The organism is Mycobacterium sp., from assembly GCF_019247635.1.
Lineage (GTDB): Bacteria > Actinomycetota > Actinomycetes > Mycobacteriales > Mycobacteriaceae > Mycobacterium.
This window is the reverse complement of sequence record NZ_JAFBAR010000128.1, coordinates 74906-95295: the sequence shown is the minus strand read 5'-3', so window position 1 is coordinate 95295 and position 20390 is coordinate 74906. Positions and strand designations below refer to the sequence as shown.

The 20390-nt window shown below is 66.6% G+C and carries 19 protein-coding genes and 1 pseudogene; 10 read left to right on the top strand and 10 right to left on the bottom strand.

Going from position 1 to position 20390, the window contains the following annotated elements:
* Window positions 1–32: 32 nt before the first annotated feature.
* A complete protein-coding gene (locus tag JO236_RS21845) occupies window positions 33–899 on the bottom strand; it encodes a MerR family transcriptional regulator (protein WP_293335503.1) in 867 nt (288 codons plus the stop codon).
* 40 nt (window positions 900–939) lie between these two features.
* On the opposite strand from JO236_RS21845, the gene JO236_RS21840 reads away from it, so the two are divergent.
* Window positions 940–2073, top strand: a complete 1134-nt coding sequence (locus tag JO236_RS21840) for an aromatic ring-hydroxylating oxygenase subunit alpha (RefSeq protein ID WP_293335500.1) — start codon at window positions 940–942, stop codon at window positions 2071–2073.
* On the opposite strand, the gene JO236_RS21835 is transcribed toward JO236_RS21840, so the two are convergent.
* Window positions 2048–3415 carry a secreted hydrolase gene (locus JO236_RS21835; RefSeq protein WP_293335497.1) on the bottom strand — a complete coding sequence of 456 codons (1368 nt, stop codon included), beginning with the start codon at window positions 3413–3415 and terminating at the stop codon, window positions 2048–2050. The genes JO236_RS21840 and JO236_RS21835 overlap by 26 nt on opposite strands.
* 103 nt (window positions 3416–3518) lie before the next feature.
* Between JO236_RS21835 and JO236_RS21830 the strand changes: the two are divergent.
* A pseudogene (locus tag JO236_RS21830) lies at window positions 3519–3704 on the top strand (hypothetical protein); the annotation flags it as partial.
* A 17-nt stretch (window positions 3705–3721) separates the two neighbouring features.
* Here the strand turns inward: JO236_RS21830 and JO236_RS21825 are convergent.
* From JO236_RS21825 to JO236_RS21795, 7 genes are all read right to left on the bottom strand, one after another.
* Window positions 3722–4168, bottom strand: a complete 447-nt coding sequence (locus JO236_RS21825) for a MaoC family dehydratase (RefSeq protein WP_293335494.1) — start codon at window positions 4166–4168, stop codon at window positions 3722–3724.
* Window positions 4165–4671 (bottom strand): FAS1-like dehydratase domain-containing protein, encoded by a 507-nt coding sequence (locus JO236_RS21820; RefSeq protein WP_293335689.1) that lies wholly within the window; start codon window positions 4669–4671, stop codon window positions 4165–4167. Before JO236_RS21820 ends, JO236_RS21825 begins: the two co-directional genes overlap by 4 nt.
* Window positions 4672–4709: 38 nt before the next feature.
* On the bottom strand, window positions 4710–5135 hold the full coding sequence (locus JO236_RS21815) for a nuclear transport factor 2 family protein (protein WP_293335491.1): 426 nt from the start codon (window positions 5133–5135) through the stop codon (window positions 4710–4712).
* A gap of 88 nt (window positions 5136–5223) precedes the next feature.
* On the bottom strand, window positions 5224–6822 hold the full coding sequence (locus JO236_RS21810; RefSeq protein ID WP_293335488.1) for an AMP-binding protein: 1599 nt from the start codon (window positions 6820–6822) through the stop codon (window positions 5224–5226).
* 11 nt (window positions 6823–6833) lie between these two features.
* The gene (locus tag JO236_RS21805) at window positions 6834–7961 is read right to left on the bottom strand and encodes a Rieske 2Fe-2S domain-containing protein (RefSeq protein WP_293335485.1); all 1128 of its coding nucleotides are present in this window, start codon (window positions 7959–7961) and stop codon (window positions 6834–6836) included.
* A 228-nt stretch (window positions 7962–8189) separates the two neighbouring features.
* A complete protein-coding gene (locus JO236_RS21800; protein ID WP_293335482.1) occupies window positions 8190–8381 on the bottom strand; it encodes a ferredoxin in 192 nt (63 codons plus the stop codon).
* A gap of 19 nt (window positions 8382–8400) precedes the next feature.
* Window positions 8401–10800: a CaiB/BaiF CoA-transferase family protein gene (locus tag JO236_RS21795; protein WP_293335479.1), complete on the bottom strand. Its 2400-nt coding sequence runs from the start codon at window positions 10798–10800 to the stop codon at window positions 8401–8403.
* Between the two features lie 83 nt (window positions 10801–10883).
* Between JO236_RS21795 and JO236_RS21790 the strand changes: the two genes are divergently transcribed.
* Both JO236_RS21790 and JO236_RS21785 read left to right on the top strand, forming a co-directional pair.
* The gene (locus JO236_RS21790) at window positions 10884–11705 is read left to right on the top strand and encodes a FadR/GntR family transcriptional regulator (RefSeq protein WP_293335476.1); all 822 of its coding nucleotides are present in this window, start codon (window positions 10884–10886) and stop codon (window positions 11703–11705) included.
* A gap of 14 nt (window positions 11706–11719) precedes the next feature.
* Window positions 11720–12502 (top strand): SDR family oxidoreductase, encoded by a 783-nt coding sequence (locus JO236_RS21785; RefSeq protein ID WP_293335473.1) that lies wholly within the window; start codon window positions 11720–11722, stop codon window positions 12500–12502.
* On the opposite strand, the gene JO236_RS21780 is transcribed toward JO236_RS21785, so the two are convergent.
* Window positions 12424–13263 (bottom strand): LLM class flavin-dependent oxidoreductase, encoded by an 840-nt coding sequence (locus JO236_RS21780; protein ID WP_293335471.1) that lies wholly within the window; start codon window positions 13261–13263, stop codon window positions 12424–12426. The two genes, JO236_RS21785 and JO236_RS21780, sit on opposite strands and share 79 nt — an antisense overlap.
* 85 nt (window positions 13264–13348) lie before the next feature.
* Between JO236_RS21780 and JO236_RS21775 the strand changes: the two genes are divergently transcribed.
* The 6 genes from JO236_RS21775 (at window position 13349) to JO236_RS21750 (ending at window position 20329) form a co-directional block, all read left to right on the top strand.
* The gene (locus JO236_RS21775) at window positions 13349–14431 is read left to right on the top strand and encodes an acyl-CoA dehydrogenase family protein (RefSeq protein ID WP_293335468.1); all 1083 of its coding nucleotides are present in this window, start codon (window positions 13349–13351) and stop codon (window positions 14429–14431) included.
* Window positions 14428–15540: an acyl-CoA dehydrogenase family protein gene (locus JO236_RS21770; protein ID WP_293335465.1), complete on the top strand. Its 1113-nt coding sequence runs from the start codon at window positions 14428–14430 to the stop codon at window positions 15538–15540. Before JO236_RS21775 ends, JO236_RS21770 begins: the two co-directional genes overlap by 4 nt.
* Window positions 15537–16703, top strand: coding sequence for an acyl-CoA dehydrogenase family protein (locus tag JO236_RS21765; protein ID WP_293335462.1), 1167 nt, complete (start codon window positions 15537–15539; stop codon window positions 16701–16703). Before JO236_RS21770 ends, JO236_RS21765 begins: the two co-directional genes overlap by 4 nt.
* Window positions 16700–17635, top strand: coding sequence for an acyl-CoA dehydrogenase family protein (locus tag JO236_RS21760; RefSeq protein ID WP_293335459.1), 936 nt, complete (start codon window positions 16700–16702; stop codon window positions 17633–17635). Before JO236_RS21765 ends, JO236_RS21760 begins: the two co-directional genes overlap by 4 nt.
* Entirely contained in the window at window positions 17632–19128 is a 1497-nt protein-coding gene (locus JO236_RS21755) for a class I adenylate-forming enzyme family protein (RefSeq protein WP_293335456.1), read from the top strand. The genes JO236_RS21760 and JO236_RS21755 overlap by 4 nt, the downstream gene beginning before the upstream one ends.
* 169 nt (window positions 19129–19297) lie before the next feature.
* A complete protein-coding gene (locus tag JO236_RS21750; protein WP_293335453.1) occupies window positions 19298–20329 on the top strand; it encodes a hotdog fold thioesterase in 1032 nt (343 codons plus the stop codon).
* Window positions 20330–20390 lie beyond the last annotated feature (61 nt).

Genomic DNA, 20390 nt, shown 5'->3' with positions numbered 1-20390 from the left:
CACAGCAGTTACATGTGTATCACATTGTCGCATCACTGGTTTAGCGGCAGCACGATGACGCTTACGGCGTCGAGCCCGCGGCGGGCGGTCTGGGCGGACATCTCGTCGATGAAGCGGGCGGCCGCCGGATTTATCGATGCGGCCCAGGCCCGGAACCCCTGCACTATGACGGGGTCGCGTCGCAACAACGGCTGCACGACACACAACGCGTTGACCACGTCGTCGGGCAGGGGGTCGGCCAGTTGCTCGTCGATCCAGGTGCTCGCGAGGTCTGCTGCGGCCGCCAGGTTTTCGCCCAGGGCAATAACCTCACCAGCGAGCTTGCGCAATCGGTCGAACAGCACCTGGCGCCCCGGCGCCTGGGCGAGTTGGTCTAACAGCGTGCTGGCCGCCGGGGGCAGCACCATTTGTCCGAACAACGCCGGAACAGGCAGCTCCCACTCCTCGAACAGGTCGGCGTACATCGCGGTGATGGGGCCGGCAAGCGGCGCGGTCAGCCTTCCGATGACACCGATGCTGTCCCGGTGGGTGGTCGCCAGCCTGCGCAGGATGTGTTCGTTGACGCCCGCCTCTCCGCAATCGGTAGCGGCGTCGATAGCCGTGATCAGTTGTTCGAGCCGCTCCCGCTGCCGCACCAGCACTGCGCGGTGTTGGTCGAGAAGACCGGCCAGCGTGGTCTGCCCACCCTCGGTCAACCGCTGGATGTCGTTGAGGCTGAGGCCGAGGCTGCGCATCAGGTCGATGCGCAACAGGTCGAGTACCTGCTCGATGCCGAAGACGCGGTAGCCGTTGCTCAGATGCTCGGCGCACAGCAGTCCGAGTTTCTCGTAATGGCGGATGCGGCCGGAGGCGATCCCGGTCAAGGCTGTGACGTCGCCGATCAGCAACTGCTCCGCCACTTCTTGACCTTACAACCGTCACAAGGTCTGTACTGGAAACATGGATCACGACCAACTCATCGATCTGACCCGACGCGCCCTGAAGCTGGCGCGCGACAACGCGACCGATCTGGCGCCCCGGCAATACGCGGTCGACGCTCGCGAGTACACCTCCACCGAGCGGCACGAGCGCGATCGGGCCATGCTGTTGGCCAGCCCGCAACTGGTCGGCTACGTCTCGGAGCTGCCCGGTCCGGGCAGCTACTGCACCAAAACGGTGATGGGGCGATCCATCCTGTTGACCAGAACGTCCGACGGGGCGGTCAGGGCGTTCGACAACGTCTGCCTGCACCGCCAGGCCCAGGTCGTCACCGGCTGTGGCAGCGCCAAACGGTTCAGCTGCCCGTATCACGCGTGGACATACGACAACACCGGTCGGCTGGTCGTGGTGCCGGGGCGTGAGGGCTTCCCCGATGTCGCGCCGAAGTCCGCTGGCCTGACCGAGCTTCCCGCCACGGAGTTCGCCGGGTTCCTTTGGGTGGCACTGGTTCCCGGCACCACGCTGGACGTCGCCGCGCACCTGGGACCGCTGGGCGACGAGCTCGACTCGTGGGGCATCGGGAGATGGTCGCCGCTGGGCGAAAAGGTGCTCGACTCCCCCATCAACTGGAAACTGGCCGTGGACACGTTCGCGGAGAATTACCATTTCGCCACCGTGCACAAAACGACGTTTGCCAAGATCGCACGCAGCAACTGCACTGTCTTCGACTCATACGGCCCGCACCATCGGTTGATCTTTCCGCTCAACGGCATCCTCGACTTGGCGGACGTCCCGGACGAGCAATGGGATCCGTTCCACAACATGGTCGTCATCTACGCACTATTCCCCAACATCGTGCTGTCGGTGACGATCGCCAACGGCGAGCTGTTCCGGATCTATCCGGGGGATCGGGCCGGTCGCTCGATCACCGTCCACCAGAATTCCACGCCGCTGGACCTGTCCGACGAATCGGTGGCCGCCGGTGCCGCGGCCGTCTTCGAGTACGCGCATGCCACCGTGCGCGATGAGGACTACCGGCTGGCCGAGGGGCTGCAGGCCAACCTCGAATCGGGAGCCCGCGACAAACTCGTGTTCGGCCGCAACGAGCCCGGGCTGCAGCATCGGCACATTACTTGGGCGAACTCGCCGGCGTGACGGCCACCGCGGTGTCGAGCACCGCGATCAGATCCGCCAAAACGGTTGCCAAGAACTCCTCCTGGACGGGAGGCGGCTTTTTCAGCAAGCTCAGCGCTTCGGCGCGATGTCCCGAAATCACCAGCGGCTTAATCTGATCCGCCAACAAAGCGATCTCGAGGTCTTCGGCGTTCCGCGCGGCCGCCGCCAGCACGTCGACCAGCTCCCAGTCCCGGTACAACGCCAGGGATCGCTCGTAGAAGGCGAAGCCGGTTACCGGCTTACCCCACAACGTCCCCCGGTAGCGGTACGGGCCCTCCATGTACTCGATCGGCAGGCCGTGCCCCGGGGCGGGCACCAATGGCTCACCGACCAGATCCAACTCGAGTGTGGCGCAAGTGATCCGGTGCCGATCAGGCATATACCTGGCCGGCCCTATCGGCGGTAACAACGCCTGCACCGAATCCGGCCAGCGGACATAGCTGCTCACGGTGACCTCGATGTCTTCGGCGCACGCCGGTGCTGGCCCCGGGTCGGGACAGCTCGTCGTCGCGGCCGTAAATGGTTGCAGCGCATTGCCATTCTCGCGGTCAAACTGCCGCCAGATGCTCATGTCGATGCCGTTGTCGAAGTTGATCGTGCGCCATTCGTGCGACCTGCTGCGCGGATCTCCACCGGCTGCCCCGGCTCCGGCATGCTTGGGAAACCATTGCCGGTCGACGTGCCCGCCGGCTCCGCTGACCTGCTCCACCGAGTCGCCCCAGCGCAGGGTCCCGCTCATCGCCATTCCGGTCTGGAAGTACGAGTACGTGTCGGGTTGGCCGAAGCAGGTGATCTTGCCGTTGTAGTCCGACGCTCCCAGCGGAGTCGGCGCGCGGGTGGGTGTGGCCTCCAGGTCCAGTCGCATCGGCTGGCCGGCGTGGTCCTGGCCCACCAGACTGACCAGGTACGTGTAGGGCAGCAGTTCGCCGTTGCCGTCGCGGCAGCTGGCCCACGTGGCTATGCCTGCGCCGCTTCTGTATTCGAGATCAAGGTGTCCCACGGCCATCGATAGTTTGGGCACCGCACCCGGCCTCATGTTGGCTGGCGGCATGTCGTAATCCGTGTAGGTCCCGTACTCGCCGCTGTCCAGGTCGAATAACGCCATCGTGTAGAAATCGGCGACGATGGTTCCGCTTGGCCGGTTTTTGTTGAAGATGGTCAAGAAAGCAAACGAGCGGCCGGTGTCGGCGGCGTCGAGTTGGCCCGCGAGGAACCAGGTGTCGGACTCCTGATCCGGGTGTTCGCCTTCGGCGCCGGGGAAGTCGAGTTGATCATCCCCGGGCACCAGCCGAAACGGGTAACTGCGCCAATCGCCGTTCATGTCATGCCGCGCCGACGCAAACGAAATTGTCGCTGTGAAGCGGGCAAAACTCCATCCTCCTCGCGGTGCGCCGGAGCCGGCCGGGCCAGCGGCTTTTTTCGCTATGTTAGCAGCAATAGCGAAGTTACCGTCACCCCGCCCGAGGTGCTCATCAACCCCCCAGCAACTTGTGATGATTTTGCCACACTCGGAGAAGTCCATCGGCCACCTCCAAGCGGCCGGCCCCGAGGACCACGACGCCGCCGTCGCCGCGGCCCGGAAAGCTTTCGACGACGGTCCGTGGCCGCAGAGGAAAGTTCCCGGAGCTCAAGGACTTTCGGGTAGCTGCAGGGTGAGTTCGACCGGGCAGCACAGCGTTCCGTGCTGGTTGGTCACCTGGATCTGGATGTCGATCAGACAGCGTGGTGGGTCCACTGACGCGTCGCGCCGCTTGGCCACCGCCCGTCCCCTGCCGACCATGGTGTCTCCCGCATAGATCGGGCTACCTAACCGCATAGCACGGCGCACCACGCGACTGCCCGGGCCGGCCCAGTCGGTCGCGACCCGGTCGGCGAACCCGGCCAGATGCATGGTGTTGACGAAAATGGTTGGATTGCCCTGGCTTTGGGCATATTCGGGATCGAAATGACCCGGAAAATAGTCCCAGGTCGCGCCCGCGTTCTGCACCACCCGCTGGTAGCTGATCTCGTCGATGACCTCGGGTAGCTCGACGGGGATGTCTATCTCGCTCCAGTCCAGATCCGCGGCGTTCATAGGGCCGGTCCCGGAGTGAAACGGAACAGCGTGTTGCGGTTGCGGGCGACCACGACGTCGTCCTGGCGGGTGTAGGTTTCCAGCGTCTCGATGAAGTGGCCCAAGCCGAGCCGGGTCTGTTTTTCCGGCGACACCGACACCAGCTCCTCGACGACGGTGAGGCAATCCCCCTCGACGATCGGCTGCAAAAACTCAACATCGTTGGCGGCGTTGATGAATGTGGTGCCCGGCAACGGCACCCGCAAGGCGATCGAGGCCGCCGGCGGGGGGCCGGCCGGTTCCCACGGCGGGGGTATGGTCCACCCCATCAACACGGCCGGCGGGGCCAGCAGCCCTCCCCAGCGCTTGCGGGCAAACTCGGCGTCCCAGTACGAGCGATTCCCGTCGTGCACCATCGCGGCGAACAACTGGATGCGTGCGGCGCTGACCGGGGTAGTCGCGGTTCGCGGCTCGTCGACAACGCCGACCATGCGCAGCGCATCCTCGTAGCTGCCGAAGGCCATTCGGTAGCTCAGCCGATGGCCGGGGTCGTGATCTTCACTCACATGACGAGCGGATGCCGACTGGGCGCCGAATCCCATGCGAGGTCGCGGGACGTGAAGTACCAACCGCCGCGTTCGTAGATCAGCTCGTCCCGGTAGACCCCCGTGGCCCGCAGCGTCGTGTCACCATAGGCGACGGCGAAAAGCAAAGCGACGCAACGTTGCGTCGCGTAAACGCCGTCGACACTGATCTCGTGGTCGACGGTAACCAATCGTTGTCCGTCACCGCCGTCGAACGCCGCGCGCAGGTCGGTGAACACGTCACGGTCGCGGATAAAGGCGGCACCGGAATGGCGGAACGTCGCCACCCACACGTCGCGCTCGCCGTCGGAGAAGGCGCGGTTGTGCCGGGCTGTCAGGTCCAGGATCGCAGCACGGGCCGTGGCGGCCTGCAGCATCAGCTGCTCCTGGTAGGTCAGACTCATTGGGGATCGTGGACCTCTCTGTCGGAACTGGCGGGGGATTCGCGACTATCAAACTTGGGGCATCAAGTAACACAAACGTAACATACATTTACCTGCTGACAACGTATCCGTGCATGTCACGATCCCACGTGTCGGGGGCTAAACCCCTGTTGCGCAACAAGTCTTTGCGGATTCGCCCGATTGCGTTCTTCGGCAGTTCATCGACCGTCTCGACGAACCTCGGCACGCAGAAGTAGGGCATCCGCGCCGAGCAGAAGTCGAGCAGTCCGGCGCAATCGAGTTCGGCCCCGGGCGTCAGCGTGACGACCACCAGGATGTCGTCCTCACCCAGCTCGCTGGGCACCCCGACCACCGCCGCTTCGGCCACCGCCGGGTGGCGCATGACAATGGTCTCGACTTCCACCGAGGAGACGTTCTCGCCGCGCCTGCGCAGGGAATCCTTCACGCGATCCAGATAGATCAGGTGCTGATCGCCCTTTTCGTCGAGGTCGAGCCGCCCCAGGTCGCCGGTGCGGAACCACTCCGGGTGCGGAGCCACCCGCGGTCCGGCGGTCCCCGGCAGATAACCCGTCACGTAGCCCTCGCTCATCACGTGCGGGTTCCTTGGCCGGCAAGCGATCTCGCCGACGACGCCGGGGGGAAGCGACGCGCCGTCGGGGTCGACGATGCGCACGTCGAAATTGGGGTTGGGCCGCCCCGACGCTCCCGGAATTCCGTCCTCGGCGACACCCTTGACGGCAATCGGGAAAGCCTCGGTCATCCCGTACATCGTGACAATGCCGCAGCCGTAACGCTTTTCAATCTCGGCGCACGAGCTCGCGGCTATGGGCGCCGCGGAGATGAACCGGAGGGGCAGGTCCGCGTCACGCGGATCCGCCGGCTGGTTCAACAGCATCGACACCATCGCGCCGGCCCCCACGAAGCCGATCGCGCCATGGGCGCGTACGTCGTCCCAGACCCTGCCGGGATGAAAGCCGTCGGCGAGCACGGTCGTCCCGCCGACCAGCATCGGGGCCAGAATGCTCGGCGCGGCGCTCAAATGGAACAACGGCATCGCGGTCCACAGCACCTCCCCCGCCGCGAATTCCCACGCCGAGACCGCCGTCGCGGCGACCGAGAACAGGTAGTGCCACGTGGTGGCGACCGCCTTCGAGGGTCCTGTGGTGCCGGACGTGAAAAACAACGGGCCCACAGTCGTGGGTTCCGCGGGACTGTCCGGCCCGATGCGGGCGCCGGCGAGTGCGCGGCCCAGCGAATCACCTTGCAGCACAATGTCGGTGAGCACCTCCAGGCCGTCGGCGACTTCCTCGACACGGGGCCGCCGCTCGGCATCGGTAATGATGGCCTTGGCCCGCGACAGCGACAGGGCGTGTCGGAGAAAGTCGCCCTTGCTGGCGGCGTTCACCGCGGCGCTCAGCGCGCCGATGCGTGCCGCGGCCAGCCAGAAGTACACCCACTCCGGACAGGTCGCGGTGAACAGAGCCACGGTCTCGCCGCGCCCGACGCCCAGGCCGGTCAGCACGCCGGCCGCAGCACGCGAGCGCTGCCGCATTTGTTCGAAGGTCACGTCGATGCCGGCGATCGACATCATCACCCGGTCCGGACATTGCTCGGCCCGACGGTCCAGCACCGCCGGCACGGTGAAGGATTCGACGCCGAAATCGGACGGACCTAAAGGCCTGTGCATCAGGCCTCCGATCAGGCCCCGGCGGCCGCCGGGTCGGGCTGGCCCTCGGCGGTGTAACCGAAATCCGTGGACGACGGCTCCTTGCCGGGGTAGAAGCGGTGCGCCCACCGCCGAAGGGCCGCATAGTCGTGCGCCTCTTCGGGCGCCAGGTTCGGCTTCTCCAGATACTTCATGTTCTCCCAGGTGAAGAAGTCCTGCTTGATGACCTCTTGCTGCAGCGCTAGGAACTTGGCGGCGCGGCCGGTTGGACGGTCGCCGGTGTCGCCGGGCTCGCGAATGGACGCCTGGGTATAGAAGTAGTCGGTATAGTCCTCGTCGACCGGGGTCTGCCCGGTGACCTGGCAGGTGGCCACCAGATCGCTGGGGAAGCGGACCACCCCCAGCCCCAGTGAGTAGTTGTCGTAGATGATCTTGGCGTCCACCGGCCCCTTCGGGGTCAACCATGTCTGCGACCTGCCACCGCCGAAGTGGGCGTTGACCGTGGCGTGCAGGTGGTACCCCGAGACCTCGAATGACGCGGTGTTGGCCGGGTTGGCGGCCTTGTGCACGTACTGAACGTGGTACGGGTCGGCCGCGTTTTCGATGATCATCTGGGCATGCACCTTGACCCGGTTGACCATCCGGGTGTGCGGGTGCAGTGGGTAGTACTCGTCGGTCTCCAGCTCGGGCAGCACCGGGGGCTGCCAGTACGGCGCCCGGCCATGGCGTTCGTGCCACACCAGGATGAAGCCGTACCACTCCGTGGCGGGGTAGGTGCGAATGCGCACGTTGTTCTTGCAGCCGATCTTGCTGTAGGGAATCAGCGCATTGGTGCCGTCGCCACGCCATCGCCAGCCGTGCCACGGGCAGACGATGTTCTCGCCTTCCACCGTGCCGCCGACGGCCAGATTGGCGCCGAGGTGCTGACAGTAGGCGTCCAGCACGTGCACCGTGCCGGACGTGGTACGGAACAGCACCAATTCCTCACCGAAGTAGTGCACGCGCTTGACTTCGCCGGCGCCCAGATCCGATCCGAAGCCGACGATGAACCAGCCCGTCGGAAACCGATACTTCGACAGCGCGATGCCAGTCGGCCCGAACTCGGTTTCCGACGGATCTGCGGTCGAGTCGGATTCCGGGTCTGAAATGGTGTGCGTCACGAAGCTCTCCGATTCCCACGAGGCCGAGCGGCAGCGGGCTGCACTCACCGCGTTCGACGACTGGTCCTATTTTTACTATTTTAAGCATAGAACGTCAACGCGGCTGGTTTCGCGGGTTCAATGTGCCCCACCGAGGCAAGGTGGCAGGCGCTGGCCGTCGCGGTGACGAGTTCCAGAACTCCTTGTAGCACAATGGATTCCACATGCCCTCGCCGTCGTCGGGCGGGGTCACTCGATCAGGCGCAGCGCCGCCTTGGGACATTGCTCCACCGCGGCCCGCACGTCGATTTCCCGGTCCTCCGGCACCGGGCCGTCGGCGATCTGCACCACGTCCTGATCGCCCAGTTCGAAAATGTCCGCCGCGAGCGATTCGCAGAAGCCGTTGGCCTCACACTGGTCCGCATCGACGATCACGCGCATCAGCTGCTCCCTCCACTAGTCAGGCGCCCTTCGGACTGGTCCCGATCACCCCGCTGACCGCAAGGCGCGCCAGGTCTTCGTCGGTCAGCCCGCACAGATCGCGCAGCACTTCCTCATTGTGCTCGCCCAGAGTCGGTGGCGGGCGCTCAAGCCATTCGCGCTGGCCCGCGAGTAAGGCGAACGGCGGAGTGGGATACAGGCCGATGCCCGTCCTGGGATGGTCCAGCGACTCGAAGAACCCGCGCGCACACAGTTGCGGGTTCTCGGTGACCAACGACGGTGACACCACGGGTGCGGCGGGAATGCCCGCGGCGCACAGGCGTTCCACCGCCGAATCAAGCGGCTGCCCGGCGAACCAGTCGCACAGCCGGCCGTCGATGTCGTCCGCCCGTTCGAGGCGTCCGGCGACCGTGGCCATGCGCTGGTCACACCATGCGGGCCGGTCCATGAGATCCACCAGCGCAGCCCACTGCCGATCGTCGCGCACGCCGACGGCGATCCAATCATCGTCGGCGCCGGCACATCGGTAGATGTTCTGCACCGCCCTACCGTGGCCGCGATTGCCCACCCGGGTCAGCGCTGTCCCGAACACCTGGTGCTCGATCGGCTGTATCGCGGTGACGTTGAGCACCGTCTCGACCATCGGCAGTTCCACCTGCTGGCCCCACCCGGTGCGCTCGGTAAAGTGCAGCGCTGCCAGCACCGCGAAGGCCGCGTGCACGCCGGCCAGCGGATCGCAGGCGCCGCGCGGCGCCACCGGAGGCTCGTCGGGCAATCCCGTCACCCAGGCCAGCCCGGCGATCTGCTCCATCGTGGGTGCGAACCCGACCCGCTCGCGCCACGGACCGGACAGCCCGAACGCCGGCATGCGGGCGACGACGAGCTTGGGGTTGACCTTCAGCAGTGCCTCGGCGGTGAGCCCGAAGTGGTCCATCACTCGCGGTGAGAAGTTCTCGATCACGATGTCGGCCCGGGCCACCAAGCGTTTGAACAACATCCGGCCCTCGTCCGAGCCCAAATCCAGTGTGACGGAACGCTTGTTGGTGTTCATTGCGTGAAAGACCCAGCCGTACTCCCACCAGTCGTCGACATCTTTGCGCATGCCGCCCGAGTAGCGGATACCGTCGGGGCGCTGGATCGACTCCACCTTGATGACGTCGGCGCCGAAAGCACCCAGCAGATGGGTGGCCGCCGGGCCCGCCCAGAATGCCGTCAGGTCGACGATGCGCACGCCGTCCAGCGGCAACACCGGCGCCGTCGACCCGTGCTCGGGTTCGCTTTTGCGCCAAGGTGACTCGTCATCGTCAGTGTCGGGGGCGGGGGTGTCGCGTGGCGGTGCGGGCGCGCATCGGGTCATCAGCCAAGGTGGGCGCGGCTGGTCAAAGCCGGCGGGGTTGGGGACGAACACCCCGCGTTCGGTCACGTAATCCAAACCGCGGATCGTGGCACCGTTGCCCAACGGCGCGATCGGCAGCCGGAACATTTGCCCGAGTTCGACGATCTCCTCGACGGTCCGCTCGGCCATCCACGGATGGATCTGTGCACGGATGAAATCGCGGTACTCCCATCGGCCGATCTGGAATCGCAGCTGCTCGATCTCCTCGAATTGCGGGCATTCGACCATTGCGGCGAAGTCGAGCCACTGCTGACCGGTGACCATCGTGATCCCGACGTAGCCGTCTTTGGCGGGCTCGATGGACGGCACTTCGAGCGTGCGGCGGATCGGCGCCACCTGCAGCAGCTGGGAGTGCAGCCATTCGCTGCTCTGCATCGTGGTCAGCGCCTCGAGCATGGACAGGTCCAGATGCTCGCCCGGGCCGCCCCGTTCGACCCGGCGACGCACGGCCAACGCGCCGAACGCGGCGAACACCCCGCCCATGTACTCCCCCAGATCACCGCCGATCGAGATCGGCGGGCCGGCCGGATCACCCCGAAATCCGGTGAGGCCGGACCATGATTGCAGGGTGAACTCGCTGGCCGCACGCTCCGCATACGGACCGTGCCAACCGAAGTCGGAAATGGTCACGATCACCGTCCGCGGCGATTCGGCCAGCAGCTGCCGCGGATCGATGCCCAGGGCCAGTGCCTGCGAACGACTGGCCGTTACGACCACGACGTCGGCGCGAGCAAGCTCGGTCCGCATCGCCTCGGGCTCGCCGCCGAGGTTAGCGCCGCGCTTGCCCGCGTTGAGGTAGCTGAACAACGGCGAATTTTCACCTTCGGGTACGTGCACGCAACTGGCTGTATGCCGCCGCAACGGATCTCCTTGCGGGGGTTCGAGTTTGCGCACCTGAGCCCCAGCGTCCACCAACAGCTTTCCGCAATAGCTGCCGGCGATGCGGTCGCTGATCTCGACGACGCGCAGCTCGTCGAGCGGTGGCGGCCGAGTGTCGGACCCCTGGCTCACGTTGCCGAGCATAGTTCTATCTATGCCATTACTGCTAAAATAGCTAAGCCAGTCGAATTTCTGTTCTTGCCGCCGCGGAATGTTACGAGGATCGGATGACCGCCCTGGGAATTGGCCCCGATGCCCGACGCCGCTTGTCGGCACCGAGGATCGCTGAGATCGTAGCCGACGAGCTGCGCCGCCAGATCATCGACGGCGAACTCGCCGACGGCGATCTGCTGCCGCGCCAGGAGGTCCTGGTCGAACAGTTCAACGTCAGCCTGGTTTCGCTGCGGGAAGCGCTGCGGATCCTGGAAACCGAAGGATTGGTATCGGTGCGGCGTGGTAACCGCGGCGGGGCCGTCGTGCACGCGCCCGCCAAGACCAGCGCCGCCTACATGCTCGGTCTGCTGTTACAGAGCGAGTCCGTCGCGGTCGCCGACCTCGGCATGGCGTTGCAGGAGCTGGAGCCCGCCTGCGCCGCCCTGGCGGCCCAGCGGCCCGACCGCGCGGACACCCTTGTCCCAGAACTCAAGCGGGTCAACGACTCTATGGCCGAGAACCTCGACGACGGTCGGCGCTTCACCGAAATCGGCCGCGAATTCCACGATCTCATCGTCCGCGGATGCGGAAATCACACCATCATCGCCGTGGTCGGCAGCTTGGAAACGCTGTGGTCGAGCCACGAACGGCAGTGGGCCGACGAGAGCGCGGCGCGTGGCACTTACCCGTCGTTGGCGAAGCGCCGCGCGGCACTCAACACGCACATCAAGCTGGCCGAGACGATCGCCGAGGGTGACGTCGACCGTGCCCGCCGCATCGCGGGCCGCCACCTCGCCGACACCCAGACCTACGTCCTGTCCGGACGGACCGACCAGCGCATCTACGCGCTGTCCCCGCAGGCGTTGTCCCGTCCGCGCGATATCCGTCGCTCCTGAAGCCACTGAAGCCATTGAGAACCGCACTGGTCACCGGCGGCAGCGGTGGAATCGGAAAGGCCTGTGGCGCCAGGCTGTGTGAGCTCGGCTACGACGTGGTGCTGGTGGCGCGCCGGGAAGAGCCGCTGCGCGCGGCCGCCGCAGTTATCGGTGCGCGACACATTGTCGCCGACGCGGCCGATCCGGTCGGATTCGCCGCGGCGATAAGCGGATTGGAGACGATCGATCTCCTCGTCCACGCGGCCGGCGCGCTGGGTGGGACCTACGTCCGCAAGCAAACCTTCGAACAGTGGCGCGCGATCGTGTCGGCCAACCTGGATTCCTGTTTCGTGGTCACCTCCGCGGTCCTGCCCCGGATGCGGCCGGGCTCACGGTTCGTGTTCGTCTCGTCCTCGGCGGCGCACGAGCCGATGATGGCCCGGACCGCCTACTCCGCGACCAAGGCCGGCATGAACGCATTCGCCCGCGCCCTGGCCCTCGAGGTCGACCGGGACGGCATCGCCGTCCACATCGTCACCCCGGGGCCGGTGGAAACCGAGATGCTGCAAGATGTTCCCTTCGAGATGTACGCGATCCAGGTGTCCGACGTCGCGCAGGCGGTGGCCTGGCTGGACACCGTCGACCCGTCGGTGGGCCTGCCGGAGATCCGGCTGAGCGCCGTGCAGCGCGGGCCGTACGCCCGCCCCCCGATCGTGCCCACGGAGGTGCGCCGGCGCGCTCAGCGCAACGCTTTGATGACCGATTCGCCGAATTCGGTAAGCGATTCCGGGGCGGCGAAATCGGCGAACCACACGTAGCAGCGCTCGACCCGCTGCGCGGTAAGCCCGGCGAAGTGCTCGATCAATTCGTCGGCGTCGCCGCAGACCAGGCCCGACCCCAGGTGGCCGAAGCGCCGGGTGCTGACCTCGCGGACCTTGCCCGGGTCGGTGCCCGGCCGGGCAAAGCCCACCATCTGCTGGACCGAGATCCGAGCAGATCCCACCGTCGGCGCCAGCCGCGCCAACCGATCGAGATGATTGGCCGGCAGGTTCCACCAATCCGCATGTCTGCGTACGAGTTCCATCATTCGGGGGCCACTACCGCCCAGGACGAGCGGTATCGGGTGCGCGGGTCTCGGATATTGACTCCTTTCGGTCTCACCCCAGTACTGCGTCATCGAGTCCAGGTGGCGTCCGAGCTGCTCGACCCGCGCGACCGGATCCTGCTGACCGACATCGAATCTGGTGAACTCCGCGGGCCAGGAGCCCGCGCCGAGGCCGAGTTCGAATCTGCCCTCAGACGCCGCCGACAGGGTGACGGCCTGTTTGGCGAGCACGGCCGGATGCCGGAACGCATCACAGAGCACCAAGTGGCCGACCTTGAGCCGCCGCGTCTTGGCCGCCACCCAAGTCGCCAGGCCCATTGCCTCCCAGATGTTTTCATCGGGCTGCCCGGGCGCTTCGAGATGATCGATGAATGCCACTCCGTCAAACCCGCTGGCCTCCGCGTGCTGTGCGCGCGCCACGAAGTCGGCCACCGGCAACCGAACCTGCGGCAGGAACAGAAACCACTCGACCATGTGTCCCGCCTGCGTGTCGTCTCGGTTGTCCGCGCGAATTGCGCCCGGGTCGCTAGTTTACTATTTTTATTATGTTAGGGGTCTTATGGATGTCGGGCTGACTTCGGAGCAGCTGGCGCTGCGCGATACCGTGCGCGACGTCCTGCGCGTCGAGTCTCCCCCCAGCGTCGCCCGCCAAGCGATTACGGATCCGGAGCGCTGGCGCGCCCTGTGGAAAGCGGTCGTCGACCTCGGCTGGACAGAACTCGCGCGATCCGGCAGCGATTTCGGACCGGTGGAGCAGGCGCTGGTGCTGGAGGAATGCGGTGCCGCCCTGGCGCCCATTCCGTTACTGAGCAGTGTCGGTCTGGCCGCGGGCGCGCTGCGTGCCTGCGGCAGCGCGATGGATCCGGTGCTGGCCGACATCGCCGCCGGCGACGTCGCGACCCTGGCGGCGCACGCCCGCGGGCAACGCCTTCCAGGGCTGCCAGGCCTGCCCATGACACTGCGTCAGGGCCGTCTGCGCGGACACGCGGTCGCGGTCCCCAACCTGTCGCGCGCGGAGTTGATCGTCACGCTTGCCGCCGCGTCCGACCGGCCGGTGGTTGCGGTGGTGCGCGCCGGCGACGGCGTGACCGTCCGGGCGGGCGAATCCACCGACCCCGCACAGCCGGTGGCCGATGTCGAAATCGATGCCGAGCCGCTGGCAATCGCCGCGGTCGACGGGATCGAGGCGGCGTTGGCGGCGCCGCTGGTGGCTGCCGCCGCCGACCTGGTCGGGGTGGCCGGCGCGGCGCTGCAGCGCTCCGTCGAACACGCCAAGACGCGACGTCAGTTCGGCGCCCCCATCGGCGCGTTCCAGGGGATCAAACACGCGCTGGCCGACAACTACGTCAGCATCGAGCGCGCCCGCAGCCTCACCTACGCGGCGGCGGCCCGGCTCAGCTGGGGCAGCGCCGCCCCCACCGACAAAGCATGGACGGCGGCCGCACTTGCCAAGGCGGCGGCCGGCGATGCCGCGGCCAGCTGCGCCCGCACGGCGGTCCAAGTGCACGGCGCCCTCGCGCAGACCTGGGAGCACGACATCCACCTCTACGTCCGCCACGCATGGCAGGTCGCGGCACAGCTCGGCGACAGTCGCGCGCTCTACCACGAGCTGGGCCGCCGTTACGCGGGAGACGACGCATGACGGCCGTAGTCGAAGAGTTCGCCACCTGGTTGACGGAATTTCTGCCCGACGACTACTACGGCGACCGGTACCGCGAATACCGTTGGGACCTCTCGCTGCGACGTGACTACCAGCGGGCCGCCTTCGAGGCCGGGTGGATCCAGCCCACTTGGCCCCGTGCGCACGGCGGTCGGTCGCTGGGATTGCGCGACGCGATGGAAATCCGGATCGAGGCCGCGGTGCGGTCTGCCCCCAAGCTGCCCAACATTGCCGGCCCCAACGTCGCGGCACCCGGCATCCGCCAGTTCGGTACGCCCGAGCAGATCGACCGGCTGCTGGTGCCACTCCTGCGCGGCGACGAGTGGTGGGCGCTGGGCATGTCCGAGCCTGAGGCCGGATCCGATTTCGCCGGCCTGCGCACCCGCGCCGAACGCGATGGAGATGTGTTCCGGGTCAACGGTCACAAGATCTGGACCACCCAGGCCCACCAGTCGCGGTGGTGCACGCTCTATGCCCGCACCGATCCGGACGCCCCCAAACACCGCGGCATTTCCTGCCTCATCCTGGACCTGCACGCGCCCGGGGTGCGGGTCGAACCGATCCGGATGGCCTCGATCTCCGACGAGACGTTCTGCGAAGTCTTCCTCGACGATGTCGAAGTGCCCGTCGAGCACCTGCTCGGTCCCTGCAATGGCGGCTGGAACGTCGCATTGTCGTCGTTGCAGCACGAGCGCCAAATGATCTGGATCATGAACTGGGTCGAGATCCAGCGCGGGCTCGCTTCGGTGCGTCGTGCCACCCACGCCGCGGAACACAGCCCGGACATCTACACGGAGCTGGGCTCACTGCTGGCCGATGCCGAGGCCTTGCGGGCCACCGGATACCGCGCGCTGGACAACGAACTCGCCGGCCGGCCCAGTCCCGAAGCGGACATCATGAAGCTTCTCGGATCGGTTACCTTGCAACAGGTTTGGGAGTTGAGCGCCGTCACCGCCGGACCGGGATCGGCAGCCGACCCGGATCTGCTCTTCGAGCGCCAGGATGCACTGGCCGCGACGATCTACGGCGGAACATCAGAGGTCCAGCGCAACATCATCGCCGAGCGGCTGCTCGGGCTGCCGAAGGGATGACGACGATGGATTACGAACTCGGCGAGGACGCCGCCGAACTGCGAAATCACTTGCGGGAGCTGGTATCTGCTCACATCGACGGCGATTTTCTGGGCGCCTGCACCGACGATCCGCAAGATCTGGCCACCACCGAGTCGTTCTGCAAGTTGCTGGCTTCCAAGGGATTACTGGCGCTGGCCTGGCCGAAAGAGCATGGCGGGGGCGGCGGCTCCGTCTGGCAGCAGACGGTGCTGCGTGAAGAGATGTGGGCCCATCACGAGCCACGCGGCCCTCAGTACATGGGCATCAACTGGGTCGGCCCCGCTTTGATGCGCTATGGCACCGCGGAACAGAAGGCTCAACACCTCGCGGCCATCGCCTCCGGTGAAGTGATCTGGTGCCAAGGCTTTTCCGAACCGGAAGCCGGAACCGACCTGGCCTCGTTGCGCACCCGGGCCGTTCCGGACGGCCCCGACGGCCAGGGTTGGCGCATCACCGGCCAGAAGGTGTGGACGTCCTATGCCCAGATGGCGTCCTGGTGTGTGCTGGCGGCGTGCACTCACCCGGATGCCCCAAAGCCCAAGCGGCTCAGCTTGTTTCTGCTTCCCATGGATCGGCCCGGCTTTACGGTCCGGGGAATCCCGTCAATGTTGGGGCCGCATCACCTCAACGAGATGTTCCTCGACGACGTGCAGGCATTCCCCGGCGACATGCTGGGCGAGCCCGGTGACGGCTGGCGCGTGATGCGCGAGGCCCTGGCGTTCGAGCGGGTCGGCATCGCTCGCTATGCACGCTGCGAATCGCTGCTCGAGCGAATGCGGGCCGAGCTCGGTGAGAACTGGGACAACCTGCCCGAGTCGATTCGCACCCGCTGGGTTCGGGCGCTGGTAGAACTTCGGGTGGCCCGGCTGCTGGCCTATCGGGCGGTGTCGCTTCAGGATGACCCGGCCGCGGGCGGGGCGGCCAGCGCGGCCCGCATCCTGACCACCACCTGCGATCAGCTGGTCGCCGAGTTGCTGTTCGACGTGCTGGGCCCCGTGGCGCTGGACGGTGGGGCCTCGGCGGCGCTGCGCGGCGCCGTCGACGACCATTGGCGGTACGCACAGGCGGCCACCGTGGCGTCGGGCACCATAGAAGTCCAACGCATGTTGGTGGCGCGCGACGTCCTGGGAGAACACCGGTGAATACCGAACTACCGCAAGATGTTTCCGACTTCGCCGATGTCGCGGTCAAGCGGCTGACCCGGTTGGGCGGGCCGCAGGCCGCGTTGCGGGCCGAAACCGATGACGGCCTCCGAGACGCGGCACGCACGGCATTGAGCGAGGTCGGGGCGTTCGAGCTCGACGTCCGGTCAGACCCCGACGACCTGCTGGCCGCGGCGGTGTTGTGTGAGGCCGCCGGCGCGACGGCCCTGCCCTATCCGGTGGTCGAAGAGCTGCTGGCGATCGACAGCACCCGGCTGGCGCTGGTCAACCCCGACGCGCCGCGCATCGACCATGGGGACCTGCCCGGTGAATGGATCGCCGCCGACCTCGACGGCAACAGATACCGCGTGCAGCCGGGGGCGCGAACCAACGCCAAATTGGGGCCGTTTCTGGTCCCGGCCGCGCTGAGCGGGCCCGACGGGATGGTGCCGCCCGGGGACGTTAACCTTCATCTCGTGCTTGGGTCTTGGCGGATGCTGGGGGCGGCGAAACGGTCTCTGCAGATCGCCACCGAACACGTGCGGGCGCGCATTCAATTCGGCAAACCGCTGGCGGATTTCCAGGCCGTCCGGTTCGCGGTCGCCGACGCCGCGGTAGCCGTGCGGGGTCTCAACGAGCTCGCCAAATACACCATCTGTCGACCGGAATCGACTCCGGTGCCGATACATTCGGCTGATGCCGCGGTGCTCAGACTCAAGTCCGCCGACACCGCACGGCAGGTACTGCGCACCGCACACCAGCTGCTCGGGGCCCTGGGTTTCTGCGACGAATCCGACATCAGCGTGCTCGATCGGCATACCCAACCACTGATCCGGTTGCCCCTGAGCGCCGAGGCGCTCAGCATGCGCCTGATCCCCGATGTCCGCGACGGCTACCTGGAGACTCTGTTCAGTAGGCCGGTATCGGCGTGAATAGCACCGAACCCATCGCGGCGGACGCGGCCCCTAACCCGTTCGCGGACGGAGTTCCATTCGGTACCAAGCTGGCCGAGCTCGCCGAACAACGGCGTGACGACACGGCAGTCACCGTTGTCGCGCTGGACGGCACCGCATGCTCGCTCACATTCGGAGAACTCGACGCCCGGGCCAATCAATGGGGACGGGCACTAGCCGCCAACGGCGCCGCAACGGGTTCCTATGTCGCCCTTCCGATTCCGAATTCAACACACCTGGTGCTGGCTACCCTGGGGTGCTGGAAGATCGGCGCGGTTCCGATTCCTATGCACTGGGACCTGCCCGAGTGGGAACGAAACCGGGTGATCGCGGTGATCGATCCCGTCGTCGTCGTCGACGAACAGCGCCGGTGGGAACTTGCCGCACGGGCCGCCGAAGAGTCCGAAAGTCCCCTGCCCACAGCAATTTCCCCGACTGCCAACGGGATCTGCAGCAGCGGGTCGACCGGCGTGCCCAAAGTGATCCTGAACCTGGCACCGTCGCTCTGGACGCCGCAGCAGGGCGAGCCGTTCCTGTCGAACTGGACACCTGTGGCCAAGCCACAGACCATCCTGGTGCCCGCACCGATGTACCACACCAACGGCTTCGCCACCTTCCTCATGTTGTTGGGCGGCGATCATCTCGTGATCCTCGAAAAGTTCGACGCGGCAGTGTTTGTGGACACGATCGAGCGGTACCGGATCACCACCTTCACGGCCACCCCGACGATGCTGGCGCGCATCGCGGCCCTGCCCGACATCCGGCAGCGTGACTTCTCCAGCGTGGTGTTCATCCTGCAGGGTGCCGCCGTGATGCCCCCCACGCTGTTGCAAACCTGGTTCGAGTTGCTCAGTCCCGAGCAGATCGTGACGGCCTACGGCATGACCGAAAACCTCGGCCTCACCGCGCTGCGCGGCGACGAGTGGCTGGCACACCAAGGGAGCGTCGGTCGGGGCTTCCGGGACACCGAGATTCGGATTCTGGACTCCGAGAAGAGGCCGCTGCCGCAGGGTGAACTCGGCGACGTCTACCTGCGCGCACCGATGAGCGCGGGATACCGGTACCTCGGGGGCGCGCCGGCGCTGCCGTCGACGGACGACGGGTTTCGTTCCGCCGGTGACATCGGTTACCTGGACGCCGAAGGATTTCTCTACATCACCGACCGGCGCGCCGACATGATCGTCACGGGTGGCGCGAATGTCTTTCCGGCGGAAGTGGAGTCCGCGCTGGCCGGGCACCCCGATATCGCCGACGCCGTGGTTCTCGGCCTGTCCGATCCGCACTGGGGGCGCCGGGTCCACGCCGTCGTGCAGCCCGCAGCGCCACTGACCGAGCAACAGGTGATCGACTTCGCCAAAGGTCGACTGGCCCCGTACAAGGTGCCCAAGACCGTCGAATTCGTCGACCGGATCCCGCGCACCGCGGCGACCAAGGTCAATCGCTCCGCGATGGTCGAAGCCCGCGGCGGTTGAGCCGCGAGACGTACCGCTGGGCACCCTCGACGCGTCGGCGGTAGCGACCGCGGAACGACTAGGCGCCCCGTTCTGGGTCCTTGGCGGCTCGTCAGCGCACCGCCGCATGGCGCACGGTAACCTCATTCTCAAAGCGCAACCCGTGCGCGATGGAAGGGGAGAAGCGCTCATGACGGCCCCCAGCGACGAAGTAGAGGTCCCGCGCGGTGACCGATTCATCAAGACCGCGGTCGAGATTCTGGGCGAAACGGGACGCACCGACTTCACCGTGCAAGAGGTGGTCGCCCGCTCGAAGACCTCGTTGCGAGCCTTCTACCAGCACTTCAGCAGCAAGGACGAACTACTGCTGGCGCTGTTCGACAGGACCATCGCCCAGACGACGCAGCTGTGGCGTGACGAGACGGACGGCCTGGACAGCACCGCCGCGCTGAAGATACTGATCGACCGCATCGGCGCCCAGCCGGAATCGACCACCCAGGACAGCCTCAACCGGGCACTCAGCCTGTACAACCAGCACCTCGCCGAGACCCGGCCGCGCGAGTACGCCCGGGTGCTGTCCCCTTTGCATCGGCTGATCCGGGACATCGTCGGCCAGGGCATCACCGAGGGAGTCTTCAGCCCGGGACTCGATGTCGGTGCCGCGGCCGCGATCGTCATGCAGACCATGGTGGGCGCGCTCCGATTGCGTTGGCTGGGCACCGAATTGAACGGCAAGGCGATAGACGCCGGCCAACTCTACGAGTTCTGCAGCCGGGCGCTCGGCATCCGCGACAGCGACGAGGAATCGCTTGCACCCTCGCTGGCCGAGCTGTTCGCACAGATCGGGATGCGCCCGACCACCCGCGACGGGGAGCTGGCGTTGACCATGCCCGTCAGCCCACAGGTGGTCAACACCTCCGGCGCCTTGCAGGGCGGCTTGATCGCCACGCTCGTGGACGTGGCGGGCGGACAGTTCGGGCTGGGGCATCTGCAGCCCGGTACCACCATGACGACGGCCGACCTCTTCGTCCGTTATCTCCGGCCGATCCGGCGGGGTTCGGCGGTGGCCGTGCCCCGCATGTTGCGGTCGGGTCGGCGGGCGATGGTCATGCAGGTCGACATCTACGGCGACGGAGACGGCGGCGCCGAGCTTGCCGCGACCGCAACGGTCAACTTCGCCCTGATCAACGGGCCGACGCCAACAGTAGGTCTCGGCGGCTAACCCCGGTACCTCATTGCCCGCCGCAGTGGTAACGTCATTACCACTAACGGAGAACTCAAGA